General features: G+C 64.5%; 16 protein-coding genes. 1 reads left to right on the top strand and 15 read right to left on the bottom strand.

From position 1 onward, the window contains the following. Positions 1 to 76: 76 nt before the first annotated feature. The 15 genes from NFR41_RS05270 to NFR41_RS05200 all read right to left on the bottom strand — a co-directional run bounded on the left by NFR41_RS05270 (position 77) and on the right by NFR41_RS05200 (position 14978). A complete protein-coding gene (locus tag NFR41_RS05270) occupies positions 77 to 2587 on the bottom strand; it encodes an ATP-dependent helicase (RefSeq protein ID WP_251230993.1) in 2511 nt (836 codons plus the stop codon). Next, positions 2587 to 3039 carry a ribosome silencing factor gene (gene rsfS / locus NFR41_RS05265; protein WP_251230992.1) on the bottom strand — a complete coding sequence of 151 codons (453 nt, stop codon included), beginning with the start codon at positions 3037 to 3039 and terminating at the stop codon, positions 2587 to 2589. The genes NFR41_RS05270 and rsfS overlap by 1 nt, the downstream gene beginning before the upstream one ends. 36 nt (positions 3040 to 3075) lie before the next feature. Further along, positions 3076 to 3723: a bis(5'-nucleosyl)-tetraphosphatase (symmetrical) YqeK gene (gene yqeK, locus NFR41_RS05260; protein ID WP_251230991.1), complete on the bottom strand. Its 648-nt coding sequence runs from the start codon at positions 3721 to 3723 to the stop codon at positions 3076 to 3078. Beyond that, on the bottom strand, positions 3720 to 4379 hold the full coding sequence (gene nadD, locus NFR41_RS05255) for a nicotinate-nucleotide adenylyltransferase (protein WP_251230990.1): 660 nt from the start codon (positions 4377 to 4379) through the stop codon (positions 3720 to 3722). Before nadD ends, yqeK begins: the two co-directional genes overlap by 4 nt. Beyond that, a complete protein-coding gene (locus NFR41_RS05250) occupies positions 4379 to 5668 on the bottom strand; it encodes a glutamate-5-semialdehyde dehydrogenase (RefSeq protein ID WP_251230989.1) in 1290 nt (429 codons plus the stop codon). The genes nadD and NFR41_RS05250 overlap by 1 nt, the downstream gene beginning before the upstream one ends. A gap of 10 nt (positions 5669 to 5678) precedes the next feature. Continuing rightward, positions 5679 to 6812, bottom strand: coding sequence for a glutamate 5-kinase (gene proB / locus NFR41_RS05245; RefSeq protein WP_251230988.1), 1134 nt, complete (start codon positions 6810 to 6812; stop codon positions 5679 to 5681). Continuing rightward, on the bottom strand, positions 6809 to 8203 hold the full coding sequence (obgE, locus tag NFR41_RS05240; protein ID WP_160214240.1) for a GTPase ObgE: 1395 nt from the start codon (positions 8201 to 8203) through the stop codon (positions 6809 to 6811). Before obgE ends, proB begins: the two co-directional genes overlap by 4 nt. Before the next feature lie 99 nt (positions 8204 to 8302). Next, positions 8303 to 8554, bottom strand: coding sequence for a 50S ribosomal protein L27 (rpmA, locus tag NFR41_RS05235; protein ID WP_160214241.1), 252 nt, complete (start codon positions 8552 to 8554; stop codon positions 8303 to 8305). Between the two features lie 18 nt (positions 8555 to 8572). Next, positions 8573 to 8947, bottom strand: coding sequence for a 50S ribosomal protein L21 (gene rplU, locus NFR41_RS05230; RefSeq protein ID WP_251230987.1), 375 nt, complete (start codon positions 8945 to 8947; stop codon positions 8573 to 8575). A 224-nt stretch (positions 8948 to 9171) separates the two neighbouring features. Beyond that, complete coding sequence (gene polA, locus NFR41_RS05225) at positions 9172 to 11799, bottom strand: DNA polymerase I (RefSeq protein ID WP_251230986.1); 2628 nt, start codon at positions 11797 to 11799, stop codon at positions 9172 to 9174. A gap of 156 nt (positions 11800 to 11955) precedes the next feature. Continuing rightward, complete coding sequence (locus NFR41_RS05220) at positions 11956 to 12225, bottom strand: sirohydrochlorin cobaltochelatase (protein ID WP_251230985.1); 270 nt, start codon at positions 12223 to 12225, stop codon at positions 11956 to 11958. Further along, positions 12218 to 12460 (bottom strand): sodium:proline symporter, encoded by a 243-nt coding sequence (locus NFR41_RS05215; protein WP_251230984.1) that lies wholly within the window; start codon positions 12458 to 12460, stop codon positions 12218 to 12220. Before NFR41_RS05215 ends, NFR41_RS05220 begins: the two co-directional genes overlap by 8 nt. A 188-nt stretch (positions 12461 to 12648) precedes the next feature. Next, a complete protein-coding gene (locus NFR41_RS05210; protein ID WP_349665469.1) occupies positions 12649 to 12876 on the bottom strand; it encodes a DUF4160 domain-containing protein in 228 nt (75 codons plus the stop codon). A 289-nt stretch (positions 12877 to 13165) separates the two neighbouring features. Beyond that, positions 13166 to 14752, bottom strand: coding sequence for a YfhO family protein (locus tag NFR41_RS05205; RefSeq protein ID WP_251230983.1), 1587 nt, complete (start codon positions 14750 to 14752; stop codon positions 13166 to 13168). Between the two features lie 43 nt (positions 14753 to 14795). After that, a complete protein-coding gene (locus NFR41_RS05200) occupies positions 14796 to 14978 on the bottom strand; it encodes a hypothetical protein (RefSeq protein WP_251230982.1) in 183 nt (60 codons plus the stop codon). Here NFR41_RS05200 and NFR41_RS05195 point away from each other — a divergent pair. Then, a partial coding sequence (locus tag NFR41_RS05195) for a helix-turn-helix domain-containing protein (RefSeq protein ID WP_432762693.1) occupies positions 14926 to 15870 on the top strand: 945 nt, incomplete at its 3' end. The two genes, NFR41_RS05200 and NFR41_RS05195, sit on opposite strands and share 53 nt — an antisense overlap.

Here is a 15870-nt window from a genome sequence, read left to right as displayed (position 1 = left end):
CCGAAACGATTCGCCGACAGGCGCCGTGCCTTATCGCCGAAACCCCAGAAAGCACCCGCAAGCGGCTTTTTGCGGCCTAGCCCACCTTCACGATGGGCGCATAGTCGCGCAAAAGCTTCTTGGTCTGGCCCGACTTCTCGAAGCGCACATGCAGCGTGTCGCCGTCCACCTTCACCACCAGCCCGCGGCCGAAGGTCTTGTGGTCCACCTTGTCGCCCGCAGCGAAGGTTGCCGATGCCTGCTTGGGCGGCTGCGGCCGCGAACGGGCGGCTGCCTTCGAGCCCAAGCCGCTGCCGAAGCCAGCTGCAAACGATCCGCTGCGTTCGGATGCGGAAGCGCCCTCACGCCCCGACGAGCCGAACACGCGGCCGGAGTCCTCCTCCATGAAGCTGGCGAACGACCCTCCCCTCTTGCCAGCCGCGCCCGACCGGCGTCCGTCGGCCCGGCCGGCGGTGAACGCGTTGCTGGAGCGGTCGAACACGCGCCCGCCGCCGGCTTCCGACCCGCTGCCCGAGATGCCCCGGCGGCTGCCGCGCTTCTCCCAGCCGGTGCCCTCGAAGCCGGCCGAGCCCAAACCGGTGGTCTGGCGCAGCTCGGAGGGGATCTCGCGAATAAAGCGCGAGACGGGGTTCGACGAGGTCTGTCCGTACAGTTGGCGGGTGTTCGCGCAGGTGAGATACAGCTTCTTGCGCGCACGGGTGATAGCCACGTAGGCAAGGCGTCGCTCCTCCTCCACCGAGGAGGGGTCGCTGTTGAAGGTAAGGTGCGGGAAGATCGTCTCCTCCATGCCGGCTACGAACACGCAGTCGAACTCCAGGCCCTTGCTGGCGTGCACGGTCATGAGCGTGACCGCCTGGCCGTCCTCGGACACGGTGTCAAGGTCGGTGCGCAGGCGCACCCACTCGATGAAGTCCGCAAGCGAGTCGCCCCGCAGCACGCGCACGGGCGGCTGCCCCCCGTCGGCGTCCGCGTCCTGCTCGGCCCCATCCGACGCGGTCGGCGCGGCGAACTCGGTATCGGAGGCGCTGTGGGTGTCGGTGAACTCGTCGACGACGCCCATGAACTCCTGGATGTTCTCGATGCGCCCGCGGGCCTCGTCGGTGCCCTGGGCCCGCAGCTCCTCGAGAAGACCGCTCTTGTCCACGATGGTCTCCACCACACGCCGCAGGTCCCCGCCGTAGTCGTGGGCTTCCTTGATCAGCTGCACGAACGACGCCACGGCGTTTCGGGTGGCAGGCCGGATCTCCGGATCCACGATCGCCTGCTCGGCGGCCTGCAGGAAGGTCATGTTCCACTCGGTCGCGTTCTGTGCTATGCGCTCGATGGTGGTTTTGCCGATTCCGCGCTTGGGCACGTTGATCACCCGGGTGGCGGCCATGTCGTCGGCCGGGTTCACCGCCAAGGTCAGATACGCCATGACGTTGCGGATCTCGGCGCGCTCGAAGAAGCGGGTGCCCCCCACGATGCGATAGGGAACCCCGGCGCGCAGCAGCATGTCCTCCAGCATGCGCGACTGGGCGTTGGTGCGGTAGAACACCGCCATGTCGTTGTAGCTGAAGCCAGCGCCGGTGAGCTTCTCTATCTCGCCGGCGATCCAGCGGCCCTCGTCCCGCTCGTCGGAAGCCGCGTACACCTGAAGCTTCTCGCCGTCCTCGCGGGTGGCAACGAGCTTCTTCTGCTTGCGCTGGCGGTTGTTGGCGATGACGGCGTTGGCCGCGGCCAGCACGTTGCCCACGCTGCGGTAGTTCTCCTCCAGCTTCACCGTGTGGGCCTGCGGGTAGTCCTGCTCGAACTCCAGGATGTTTCGCAGGTCGGCGCCGCGCCAGCTGTAGATGGACTGGTCGTCGTCGCCCACTACCATGATGTTCTTGTACTTATCGGCCAGAAGCTGGGTGATGGCGTACTGGGCGCGGTTGGTGTCCTGGTACTCGTCCACCAGCAGATAGCGGAAGCGCTCCTGGTAGGCCTCGAGCACGTCCGGATGGTGCTTCAGCAGCAGAAACGCGTACAGCAGCAGATCGTCGAAGTCGAAGGCGTTGGCCGCCTTCAGGCGCTCCTGCAGCTTCGCGTACACCCGAGCGGCCGCCTTGCCCAAAGGGTCGGTTGCCTTCTCGGCGAAGCGCGCCGGGGTCAGCAGCTCGTTTTTCGCCTGGGAGATGCGGCCCATGACGGCGTTGAGTTGGAACACCTTGGGGTTGATGTCAAGCTCGGCCATGATCTCGCGGTACAGGCGCTTCTGGTCGTCGGTGTCGTAGATGGTAAACGACGGCGAGAAGCCCAGCCGATCGGCATCGGCGCGCAGCATGCGCACGCACATGCTGTGGAAAGTTGACACCCACATGCCGCGCGAGCGCGGCCCCACCAGGCTGCTCAGACGCTCGCGCATCTCGGCGGCGGCCTTGTTGGTGAAGGTGATGGCCAGGATCTGCCAGGGTGCCACGCCCTTGTTCTCTATGAGGTTCGCGATGCGGTAGGTGAGCACGCGCGTCTTGCCGCTGCCGGCCCCAGCCAGCACCAGAAGCGGGCCCTCGGTACATTCCACGGCCTCGCGCTGGGCAGTGTTGAGCCCTTCCAGGTCGATGGCCATTATCGGCTGCGCTCCAGGAACTCGGCGATGCGCTCGGAGTACTCCAGGTTGTCGAAGCCCTCCTCGGCGGCCAAATCGACGATGGGGGCGTCGTTCCACAGCTGCTCCAGGCGGTAGTAGTCGCGGGTTTCGGGCTGGAACACATGCACGACGAAGCTGCCGTAATCCAGAAGGGACCAGGTGCCGTCCTTGGAGATCTCGCGGTGCACGGGCTTCATGTGGCCCTTCACGCGGCACTGCTCCTCGATCTCGTCGATGATGGCGTCGACCTGGCGGTTGTTGGCCGCCGTGGCGATAACGAAGTAATCGGTCACGCCGATGAGCTCGCGCACCTCCTGCACCATGATGTCGGTAGCCTTCTTGGAATCGGCCGCACGGGCGGCGATGAGCGCGCACTCCCTCGACGTCAGTGGACGGACGTCGGTCGCCTCCTCCAGGATATCCTCAGCCATAGCTCTCTCCTATCGTGTTCTTTCGGACTGCACAGTTTAGTACGCAGACGCCCTTCGCGCCCGCTCGATGTAGCGATTCCACACGTTCACGCTCGCCGGATGCACGCGGTTGCTGCGAAGCACCAGCGAGCTGAGCACCTCGCGCATGGTCATGACGAAAAGCTCCTCCAGGCTCGCACGCCCCACGGCATCCCGTATCTCCTGCACTCCGGGATAGTCGCGCCCCGGCTCGATGGCGTCGGCCACGTAGACCACCATGTCAAGGTCGGTCATGTCGCAGGCACCCTCGGTATGGCGGCTCACCGCCTGGATGACGTCGGCGGGAATCTGGGGGTAGCTGCGGGCCAGGGCCGCGGCGGCGGTCTTGCCGTGCAGCACCTTGGGCATCGACTCCAAGACGTAGGGGTCGACGTCCACCGCCAGGTCGCGCGCCCGCTGGGTCACCTCCTCGTCGGAGTAGCCCTTGTCCCAATCGTGCAGGATGCCGGCAAGCCGCGCCTTGGCGACATCGGCCCCGTACGCGCGCGCCAGCTGCACGGCCGTACCCGACACGCCCTCGCTATGGCGGAAGCGCCGCTTGCCCACGCGGCGGGACAGGTCATCCTTGCGCGCGCGGAAGAACTCGTCGGACAGCGCATCCGCGTCATCGAGGGTGAAGAGGTCCTTCTCCTGCCAGCCCATCATGCATCTCCTTCGCTTCGGTACAAGCCCCGGTCTTCGATGTAGGCGATAACATCGTCGGGCACCAGGAAGCGCACGGTCCTGCCTTCGGCCAAGCGCTGCCTCACCTGGCTCGACGAAACGTCAACGGTACTTGCCGGCACCACGGACACGCGAAAGCCCGCGGCCTCCAAGCTTTCGGCCACTTCCTGGGCGTCGGCCTGGCCCGGGCGTTGCACCAGGGCGACCTCGGCCAGCTGCGCCACGGCCTCCGGCTCCTTCCACTGCGGCATGGAGGCGGCCGCGTCGGTTCCCACGATGAAGAACAGGCGCGCGTCGGCGGGCAACGTCTGTCGCAGCTGGCGCAGGGTGTCGGCCGTGTAGGTGATGCCGGGACGGGCGACCTCGATATCGCTTGCCTCCCAGCCCTCCACGTCCCTCACGGCCAGGCGCGTCATAACCAGGCGGTCGTCAGCGGGAACGCGGCAGCTGTCCTGCTTGAAGGACGGCGTGCCTGCCGGCATGAAGACCACCCGATCGAGCCCGAGTGCCTGCTGCGCCTGGTCGGCGGCGAGCATATGCCCCAGATGCGGAGGATCGAAGGTACCCCCCATGATGCCCAGGCGAAGCGGGCGGTCGGCTAGAGGGGCGCCGGACGCCTTGGTCGAAGCCTCCCCCATCAGGAGCGCACCTGCCCGCTGCCACGCAGCACGTACTTGTAGGAGGTGAGGGCCTCGGCAGCGAAGGGGCCGCGCGCATGGAGCTTCTGAGTAGAAATGCCGATTTCCGCGCCCAAGCCGAACTGGCCGCCGTCAGTGAAGGCGGTGGAAGCGTTGGCGTAGACGGCAGCAGCATCCACTTGGGCGAGGAAGGCGTCGATGGCCGCCTCGTCCATAGCCACGATGGCTTCGGAGTGCTTGGTCCCGTAGCGGTTCACGTGCGCGATGGCCTCGTCCGCCGACCCGACGCAGCGCACCGCAAGCTCCGGGCCCAGGTACTCGGTGGCCCAGTCCGCCTCGGTAGCGGAAACCGCCTGGGCACGCTCGCCGGTCACCGCCAGCCCCGCCTGCTCGGCTACGGCCAAGGCCAGCGGGTCGCAATGGAGCAGCACCCCTTCGTCGGCCATGTCGCGAAGGACGGGCGGCAGCAGCTCGGCGGCCACCGACTCGTCCACGAGCAGCGTCTCCGCAGCATTGCATACGCCGTAGCGGCGGCATTTGGCGTTGCGGATGATGGCCCGCGCCATCTCGCGGTCGGCCGAGGCGTGCACGTACACGTGGCAATTGCCGGTACCGGTCTCGATGACGGGCACCTTCGCATGCTCCACGCAATGCTGGATGAGCCCGGCTCCTCCGCGGGGAACGAGCACGTCAACCAAACCGCGCAAGCCCATGAGCTCGTCGGTGGCGGCACGGTCGGCGAAGGGCACGCAGCTCACGCAGGCACGGGGAAGCCCGACGGAGGCCACGGCGTCGGCCAGCACGCCGGCGACGGCCTCGTTGCTGCAGCCTGCCATGGAACCGCCGCGCAGAATGGCGGCGTTGCCGGACTTCAGGCAGATGCCGGCCGCGTCGGCGGTGACGTTGGGCCGCGCCTCGTAGATGACAGCGACCACGCCCAAGGGCACGCTCACCTTCTCGAGCTCGATGCCGCTTTCCAGCGTGCGTCGCTCGAGAGTGCGCCCCACCGCATCGGGCAGCGCCGCCACGTCGTCCAGCGCGTCGGCCATGGCGGCGATGCGGTCCGAATCAAGCGACAGCCTGTCGATCAGGCTCTCCTTGGTGCCCGCCTCGCGAGCGGAGGCCACATCTGCCTCGTTGGCCTCCACGATGGCCGAGGCGTTGTCGCGCAGTGCCTGGGCCATGGCGCGCAAAGCCGCGTTGCGCTGCTCGCCGGACGCGCCGGCCAGGGCGACCGAGGCCTCCTTGGCCCGCTCGGCGATGGCGCGCACCTCTTCCTGCAAAGACATAGCGAACCTCCTATTCGAAGAGCACGAGCTCGTCGCGGTGGATGACGGGGCCGTCCGCCAAGGGGGCCAGGATGGCGTTGGCGGCGATCTCCTCCCGGGTGCGCCCGGCCGCAAGCTCCAGCAAATCGCTTCCCGCCGATGCCCGGCCGCGGGCGAACACATGCCCGGAGAAGTCTGCCACGTCCACGATATCGTCCAGCCCGAAGCTTCCCTCCACGGACCGAACGCCTACAGCCAGAAGGGACTTCCCGTGCTCCACCAGGGCATTCTTTGCCCCCTCGTCCACCTTCACAGTACCGCGGGCGGAATCGCCAAGAGCGATCCACAGCTTGCGCGGCGTTATCTCGTGAGGCCGCTCGGGGGCGGCGAACAGCGTGCCGACACCTTTGCCTGCAGCGGCATCGACGACGACGTTCGGACGGCGACCGTAGGCGATGACCATGGGAATGCCGGCCGCCATGAGCACCCGTGCAGCCTTGACCTTGGTCTGCATGCCGCCCGACCCCACCGACGAGCCCGCGCCGCCGGCCGACGCCAAAATGGCGCCGTCTATGCGGTCGACCCGCTCCACCAGCCTGGCATCGGGGTCGCGGGCAGGGTTGGCCGTGTACAGGCCGTCGATGTCCGAGAGGATCACCATGAGGTCGGCGTCGATGAGGCAGGCCGCAAGGGCCGCCAAGGTGTCGTTGTCGCCGAAGCGAATCTGCTCGACGGAAACGGTGTCGTTCTCGTTGACGACGGGAACAACGCCCCAGTCCAGAAGCTTGCCGAAGGTGTCCCGCGCATGCAGGTAGGCCGTGCGGTCGGCGGTATCGCGCCGGGTGAGCAGCACCGTGGAGGTGACGATGCCCTGCTTGGCGAAGGCCTCGGCGTAGGCGGTGGCGAGCGCGCTCTGCCCCACCGAAGCCGCCGCCTGCAGGCTGGGCATGTCGGTCGGGCGCTTCGCCACGCCCAAGGCCTCCAACCCGCAGGCGATGGCGGCCGACGTCACGATAACCGGCTGCCAGCCCGCTTCGCGCACCGCGGCCACCTGCGCCGCCAGGTCGTCCAGAAAAGCGTAGTCGATGGAGCTTTCAGAGGTGGTAAGCGTGGACGAGCCGATCTTCACCACCAAGCGGCGCCCAGCAGCGCCTTCGCCCGTCATAGGTCGAGCTCCTGATAAACGTCCTCGTGGGCCGTAGGCGATTCGAACTGGAAGGCCCGGCCCACGATGCGGATCTCGTCACCGTCCTTGGCGCCGGCCTTCTCGATGGCGGTGTCGATGCCCGCCCGCTTGAAGCGGTGCTGCAGGAAGGTGACCGCCTCCTCGTTCTCCCAGTCGGTTTGCACCACCCAGCGCTCCACCTGGGCGCCCTCCACGCGAAACACCCCGCCGCCCAAGGGGGTGACGGTAAAGCGCTTGTCGCGCTCCTCGCGTTTGAGCTCCCACACGTGCTCGTACTGCACGTTTGCAGCCTCGCGGTCGCGCGCCTCTTCGCGAAGCTCGTGCACCTTGGTGGCTATGGCGGCCTTCAAACCTTCCACTCCCTCGCCCGTAAGGGCGCTGATGCGGTAGAGCTTCGGGTCGATGGGGCTCGGAGCGAACTCGTCGCCGCCGGCTGCCGCCACCGAATCGGCCTTCACGCGCTCGGCCAGCTTGCGGGCCACCTCCTCGGTGCCGGCCACGTCTATCTTGTTCGCCACCACGATACGGGGGCGCTTCGCCAGTGCGTCGTCGTACAGGGCCAGCTCGCGGTTGATGATCTCGTAGTCCTGCAGCGGGTCGCGGCCCTCCCAGTCGCCGGTCAGGTCAACCACGTGCACGATAAGAGCCGTGCGCTCGATGTGCCGCAAAAACTCATGGCCCAATCCGCGGCCCTCGTGGGCCCCTTCGATGAGCCCGGGCACGTCTGCGATGACGAAGGACAAATCCCCCGACCGCGCCACGCCCAGATTCGGCACCAAGGTGGTGAACGGGTAGTCGGCGATCTTGGGACGCGCGGCGCTCACCTTCGCGATCAGCGACGACTTGCCCGCCGAGGGCATGCCTACCAGCGCCGCGTCGGCCATGAGCTTCATCTCGAGCTCAACCCAGCCCTCCTGAGCCGGCTCTCCCAGCTCGGCGAAGGCCGGGGCACGCCGCGTGGAGGTGACGAAGTGGATGTTGCCGCGCCCGCCGTGGCCGCCTTCGGCCACCACCACGCGCTCGCCGTCCCGCGTCAGATCGGCTACAAGCTCGCCAACTTCGCCCGTCTCCTCGAAGTACTCGCGCACCACGGTGCCCACAGGCACCTTCAGCACCAGGTCCTCGCCGGTGGCGCCGTGCATGCGGCTGCCTTTGCCGTGGGTGCCGCGGGCCGCCTTGAAGTGATGCTTGAAACGGTAGTCGATCAGCGACGACAGGCTGGCGTCAGCCTCGATCACCACGTTGCCGCCGTGACCGCCATCGCCGCCGTCGGGACCGCCCTTGGGCACGTGGGCCTCGCGGCGAAACGACATGCAGCCGGCACCGCCGTCGCCGCCCTTCACATGGATGCGTACCTTGTCGATGAACATAGCCTCACCACCTATACAAAAGTGCCCTCTGGCAATCAGAGGGCACCATGGCTGCGTATCCGGGCACCCGGCCGAAGCCGAGCGATGAATACGTCTTCCCTACTCCTCGGGCAGGACGTGAATCTTGCGCTTCACGCCGCGGGTGAACTTCAGCGTGCCGTCGCACAGGGCGAACAGGGTGTCGTCCTTGCCGCGACCGACGTTCTCGCCGGGGTGGAAGTGGGTGCCGCGCTGACGGACGATGACGTTGCCCGTGCGGACCTTCTGGCCGGCGAACATCTTCACGCCCAGTCGCTGCGCGTGGGAATCGCGGCCGTTACGAGTAGATCCGAGACCTTTTTTGTGTGCCATTGAAGCTCCTCCTTCGTTCTACTCGGCGTCGGCGGCGACAACCGCGTCGGCGGCAGGCTTCTCGGCAGCCTTCTTCTTGGAGGCCTTCTTGCCGATGGAATCGATCTGAATGCGGGTCAGCTGCTGGCGATGACCGCGCAGGCGCTTGTAGTTCTTGCGCTTCTTGAACTTGAAGACAATCTGCTTGGGGCCCTTGAACTGCTCGACGACGGTAGCCGTCACGACCGTCTTGGCCGCCTTCTCGGGATCGGCCTCCACCTTGTCGCCGTCCACCACGCAGATGGCGGTGAGCTCGACCTTCTGGCCAACCTCGACGGGAAGCTTCTCCACGTTGAGCTTGTCCCCGACGGCAACCTTGTACTGTTTGCCGCCCGTTTTCACGATTGCGTACATGCTTGCTCTCCTATGAATAAACGTAAGGCGATAGCTTGTAGGCGTGGTCATGGCGCTTATCCGCACGACCGACGCGTATCATCGCGCTTATTCCTGAGTCACGCCCTTTTGGGCGCAACTTGATACATGGTATCAGAACCCGTTCGCGAATCAAGCGTTTGCTTTTCCCATGGGCGCGCACTCACAAATCGTCCACGGAGCCGCCGCGAGCACGCACCCGGCGCCTAATGGGCCTGAGCCCAGTTGTCGCCCCAGTTCACATCAACCACAAGCGGAACCTTCAACTCCACGACGCCCTCCATGACCTCGCGCACCATGGCGGAAAGCCGCTCGATCTCGGCCTCGGGGACGCTGAAGTCAAGCTCGTCGTGCACCTGCAGGAGCAACTTGGCCTCAAAGCCCTCGGACAGGAGCCGCCGCTGCACCTCGCTCATAGCCAACTTGATGATGTCGGCGGCGCTTCCCTGCATGGGATGGTTCATGGCGGTGCGCTCGCCAAAGCCACGGGTGGCGCTGTTCTTCGAGCGGATGTCGGGCACGTGGCGCTTTCGGCCGAACATGGTGAGCGCGTATCCGGTCTCGCGGGCCTGCTCCACCGTGGAGTCCAGGTAGGCGCGCACGCCGGGGTACGCTTCGAAGTAGCGCTCGATCATCTCCTTGGCCTCGGGGTACGGAATGCCCAGGCTCTGGGCCAGCCCATAGGCCTGCTGACCGTAGACGATGCCGAAGTTCACCGCCTTGGCGCGGCTGCGCAGCTGGGGCGTAACCTCGTCCACCGGGATGCCGAACACGTGCGAGGCCGTGGCCGCATGGAAGTCGGCACCGGAGTTGAAGGCGGCCACCAGATGCTCGTCGCCGGAGAGGTGCGCGAGCAGCCGCAGCTCGATCTGGGAGTAATCGGCCCCCAAGAACTTCTCGCCCTCCGCCAGAGGCACGAAGCACTCGCGGATATGGCGCCCGAAGTCGGTACGTACCGGGATGTTCTGCAGGTTCGGATCGGACGACGACAGGCGCCCGGTGGTGGTGACGGTCTCGTTGAAGGTGGTGTGCACCCGCCCGTCGCCCGCCTTCATGCGCGGCAGCGCGTCTATGTAGGTGGACGAGATCTTCGCGAGCTCTCGGTACTTCAGCACCAGGTCGCAGATGGGGTTGTCGGAAGCTAGCTCCTTGAGCACGGCGGCGTTGGTGGAGTAGCCGCGCTGGTTCTTCTTGAGGGGCTTGAGCCCCAGCTTCTCGAACAGGATGACGGCCAGCTGCTTAGGGCTGTCAAGGTTGAACTCCTCGCCGGCGATGGCGAAGATCTGGCTGCGCAGCTCGGCCAAGTCCGCCTGGGTGGACTCGCCGATGCGCTTCAGGTGCGCAAAATCGATGGCGGCGCCCACGCGCTCCATAAGGCAGAGCACCCCCACCAGGGGAAGGTCGATGCCGAAGTAGGGCTTATGCGCCCCGTCCGCCTCGAGGGCCGCGCGCAACGGCTCTGCCAGGGCGAAAGCCGCCGCAGCCTGAGCGATAGCAGCCTGCGGGGCGTCGGCGGCCTCGGGCAGGACCCCTCCCACGTAGCGGTCGAGCAGCACGTCGTAGCTGTACTCGGACACCGACGAGTCCAGCACGTAGCCGGCCAGCGACAGGTCGAGCACGTCCGCGCCCAGCACCTCTTCGGGCTTCACCAAGGCATCAAGGGACGTATCGTTCGGGAACACGTGCCGTATCAGGGCCTTCGCATCCAGCGTAGCGATGGACCCCGCAGCCACGAGGCGGGCAAGAGCGCCTTTGGCCTCGTCACCCTGGAACAGCAGCACTCCCTCTTCGGAGGCCACGGCCAGGAACAGCTCGGGCTCGAACAGCGACTGCTGGGCCGGGGCCGCGGCGGATACACCCACCCGCGTGCCCGAGGCAAGCAGCCCCTCGAAGGATGCCGCAGCCTCGGCGCCGTCGAGCACCGGATCGAGCACCAGCTTCGCCTCCTCGCGCACGGCCTGGGCGCCCTGCAGCGCCAGCACCCGCGCAAGATGGGAATCGAAGCGGATGCGCTTGAAGGCGGCTTCCACGTTCACCGGGTCGAAGTCGGGGAAGCTCGCGTCCTCCAAATCGAGGGGGAAATCCAGGTCGCGCACGATGGTGGCCACCTTCTTGCTGAGGTAGGCCGACTCCTTGTTCTCCTCGATGTTGACCTTCTGCTTGCCCTTCAGCTCGTCGGTGTGGGCGTAGAGGCTATCCAGCGTGCCGTAGGTGGCCAGCAGCTTGGCGGCGGTCTTCTCCCCCACCCCGGGGACGCCGGGGATGTTGTCGGAAGGGTCGCCTTTAAGCCCTAGGAAGTCGGTCACCTGGTCGGGCCGCACGCCGTAGCGCTCCTGGACCTCGGCCGGGCCCATGATGGCCACATCGGTGATCCCCTTCTTGGTGGTGACGATCTTCGTAAGGTCGCTCGCCAGCTGATAGGCATCCTTGTCGCCGGTCACCAGCAGCGTCTCGAAGCCCAACTCCTCGTCGCGCGCGGCGATGGTGCCCAGGATGTCGTCGCCCTCCCAGCCGGGGATGCGGATGACGGGCACGTTCATGGATTCCAGCAGCTCCTCGATGATGGGAAATTGCGCCTTCAGGTCGGGGTCCATGGGCGGACGCTGGGCCTTGTACTGCTCGAGCGCCTCCATGCGAAACGCCGGGCGCCCCGCGTCGAAGGCGCAGATGACCGCGTCGGGATGGGCCGTATCGACAAACTTCATGAACATGGACATGAAGCCGAACACGGCGTTGGTGGGCGTGCCGTCCGGTGCGTTCATGGTGGGGGGCACCGCATGGAACGCCCGGTGCATAAGCGAGTTTCCGTCGATAACGGCGATCTTCTTGGTCATAGGTGCTTCCTTGCCTACGCGTCGGCACGGCCGCCGCCCCTCGCAAGGAGCCCGGCAACCAGCCTTTCACACTTTCCGCCCATGATAGCGGGCACGGCTATCCCAGGTGCCCCAAAGCCCGAATACCCTTGCAATTTCCTTGGTCACCCGAAGCGCTCAGAACGCGGCGCGCTGATGGACGAGGGCCTCGATGTAAGCCGTATCGCTTTCGGGGTAGTAGGTGTAGACAAGGTCGAAGGGATTCACCGCGATTTTGCGCACATTGCTCCCGAAGTCCCTCTTGATGGATTTCGGAACGAGGCTCGACCCGATATCGCTGAAGCGCTCGATGTTCTTCAGGTTCTCTAGAACGCGCTGCTCCAGCTTCGCGGTCTCCACTCGGGACAGATCGTCGGCGAACCGCTCCGAGAAAAGCAGCCTAGCCACGGGAGGCGCGTTTCTTCTCGACAGCGCTCAGCAGCCCCTCGAGCGAGTCATAGCTGCGCCCTGCCTCGAAATCCGCCCGCGACTGCGCAAGCGCCTCGTGCATGCGGGCTTCGTAGAGCGCCTCCTCCACCGCATCGGCGACATAGCGGTCGAGCACCGCTTCGGACATGAACGCATAGGCGCCATGGCCGTTCTCGGTGATGTAAACGATCTGTTCGTCGGCAAGCGCCTTCATCTCGCGTTGCCTCGTCTTCAAAGCGGTCGACGGATATATTGCCTTCATGGCTACCTCTTTCTAGTACCGAATTAGGTGCTTTATTAGGGTAGAATAGCACGAGTCCCCCGCATGTACAACCCGACTCGCAGACACGAAACCCATGCGTTCTCCCAGAAGGAGTCTTGCATGGCGCCAAAGAGAGCCCCCTACATCAAAGGGGCAATGGAATTCAAAGGACGGCCGTCCGCAGCAAGCCCCCAATCCTGCATGAGCTCGTCCTTGTGCAGCTTCGCCCATGCCAGCACGTACTTAAACTGCCTGTTTGAGAGAATACCCTCGAACAGGCAGCCGCACATGATGTCGACGAGCGCCCTGCACCTGGCGCACTCGGCATGGAAACGGAGCGGACCACAGTTGCCGTAACACATGGCCACACGAACGCCCACGAAAAGGGCGTCTCCAGCACATCGCCCTCCGGCAATCGGTTGCTTGCCTCAATCATACCAGACCGACGCAACAGACGCGAAAGCAACGAGATGCCAGCGACCACAGAAGCGAAAGCAATGACAGCCTGCTTTGGTTAATGTGTCGGCAAGAAAAGACAGCTGAAAACAACACACCGCACATGCACTGCTCTGTCGGGAAGCAACGCCAGACGAGCTCCTCCAGCCAGATCCGAGCGCGATGGTGCGGCACAAGGAGCCGCAAAAAGCGGGTCAATTGCTAGGGACAACCGCTCCCACAAAAGAACCTGCAGCGCAAACCGTAGAGGAGCAACCCGATCAGAGAAACACAAGACACGGTCGCCCCCATACCGAACCATCGAGGAAGGTACCGAACCCGAATGACGTGCTCGCCAGAATCAACGGCAACGCCGAGAAGCCCACAATCAACGCAAATCGCCTCCGCAGGTTCACTATCGACCAGTATCGACCAATTGTCCTTTTCATAGGGAGTCGCGACGAGCAGGACGCCCCTGCTGGGAGCATCGAGATCGACGACGTAGTCGCCTTCGGTTAGCATTTCTATTTTCACGATGTCGTTCTGCTTTATAGCACTGTCGACGACATCCCGATCAGACAGATCACCCTCGCCAGCTTGCTGCAGCTCCGAAAGAAGCGCGGCGTTATCCTCAAGTACGACGGACGAAAGGAGCGCGTCGTCCTTTTCCTCGTAGGACATCATCCTGTAATCAGATTCCAAAATCGCACTTTCGAAGAAGGATGCAAAGGGATAGGACCCCTTGTTTCTCCACACAGAGCGCGATTCGCTCGAGAGGTCTTCGTCGAAAGCAAAGTAATCGGGCAGATCAGGCGCGCCGCCTATGGTAATGTAGTACTTGACGCCCAGCAGAGCCATAAGCTTATAACGATTCCCAACCCCATTGATGTAGTTTAGATTCGGACCGCTTACGTCGTAGGGCGATTCGCACAAAGAGAGGTCTGCTGCAGGAAACGCAACGAAGACGCCCGCTGCACGCAAGAAGTCTATAGCGCCTGATGAGTTCATGGAATTGTAACTATGCGTTCCAAAATAGTTTTGAACCATGGAGTCGTTGTCTGATTCGTACGGTACGCCCCAATCGACAACAACCGAACCGTGGTCCTTTTCGATTCGGTAAAACGAATCATCGGCAAGGCGTATGCCACGAACAGTCTCCAAATCCGAGTCGAAAAAACCCGTCCCGTTCTCGACCATGTTGGAAAACTGCTCCGAATAGCTTCTCGAATCGGGCCAGTTCCTGTACGCAACGCCCATCTCAAGGACAAACAAAAGGGCTGCAAAGGAGAGAAGCGCCGCTTTGGCAAAATGACACGCCGCCAAACTACCCCTTCGGGCATGCGAGCCCGTCTGTTTTCGCGTAAAAATCAACCCACTGAGAAGAAGCGCATAGGAGACCACCACGAGCAGCGCAAATGTTACCCTTTTCGCCCGCCCGAAGACGGAGTCGTCCCCTACAGGCAAAAAGACAGGAAGCGTCGCCACGCTTGCAAGGGCGAACAGGGAGCACACGCAGGCCGTAGCCTTCCAGCTCCATCGCTTTTTGGTTAAAACAAGATCAAGGCCCATGCCTGTCGCCAGCGAAACTATGGGAGACCAGACGAACAGCCAGCGATAAGAGAAATCGCTGAAACCGTTGAACACCCAAGCGACCACGGGGAAGAGCACCGAGAGCGCACATAGAAGTCCGACAGAGGCAATCCTCCTTCTCAATTTGAGATTCGAAAGCGCCCATAATTGAGGGATTGTCGCAATCGACACGAAAGTCGCATAGGTGGTCAGATTAAAAAAGTCAGCGTTAATTCTCATTGTCAGCCGAACACCTGCCTCTTTTCGACATCTTTTCCCATACTCAGCCGAACGCGTACGGTTGAGCATGGAGGCCGCAGCGACCGTGCGGCGGCCCCATCGACGAGAGGAGGCCGATGAAGAGCATGGCCGCGAAACGATACGGCAGGCTCACCAAAGCCGACAGGCGCGCGATCGAGGCAGGGCTTCGCGCGAGGAAGGGATGCCGGGAGATAGCGGCGTCCATAGGGCGCTCCCCTTCCACCGTCACAGACGAGGTGCGTCGCAACAGGACCTGGGCGCACAAGGACTGCAGGGGCATGCGCGCGGGCTCCATCCCCGAGCAGCAGAGAAGATGCGAGCATCTGCTGCGCTGGCCGTGGGTGTGCAACGGCTGCTCCGCCTTCCCGCGCCCATGCGGCAGAAAGCACCGTTGCGAGTACTCCGCCATTTTCGCCCAAGCGCTGGCCGACTCCACGCTCTCGGATGCCAGACGCGGCATCAACGCCCGCGAAGAGGACTTCGAACGGATCGCCTTCACGATACGCGACGACGTCTGCCGCGGGATGTCGCCGGAGCAGATCTGCATGGCGCACCCGCACTTGGGACTGGCGCCTTCCACCCTCTACCGCTGGATCGGGCGCGGCTACTTCGGGATGTCCAACCTCGACCTGCGCCGCAAGGTCGGCTACAAGCCGAGGAAGGAGCGCACCGCCCCCAAGCCCACCTCCCATGGTCCCGAGCGCTCCTATGCGGCCTTCTGCGCCCTGGGCGAGGAGGCGTGCGCGAGGGCCTGCGAGATGGACACCGTCATAGGGCGCGCCGCCGACGAGCGCTGCCTGCTCACGCTGCTGCTCAGACCGTGCCGGCTGCAGCTGGTCATGCTGCTCGAGAGGAAGAGCGCGGACGAGACGGCGCGCGCCCTCGGTTCTCTGGAGCGGGCCTTGGGCGCATCCGTGTTCTCGCGCCTGTTCGACCCCCTCCTCACCGACAACGGCCCCGAGTTCGCCGACGCCGAGGGGATGGAAAGGTCGCTCTCGGAAGGCGCGCGCACGCGCGTGTTCTACTGCGACGTGCGGGCATCGCAGCAGAAGGGGCGCTGCGAGCGCAACCACGTGGAGCTGAGAAAGCTGCTCCCG

The organism is Adlercreutzia aquisgranensis, from assembly GCF_943193145.1.
Classification (GTDB): Bacteria; Actinomycetota; Coriobacteriia; order Coriobacteriales; family Eggerthellaceae; genus Xiamenia; species Xiamenia aquisgranensis.
Note: the sequence above shows the minus strand (reverse complement) of the source record. Positions and strands in the feature narration are given on the sequence as shown.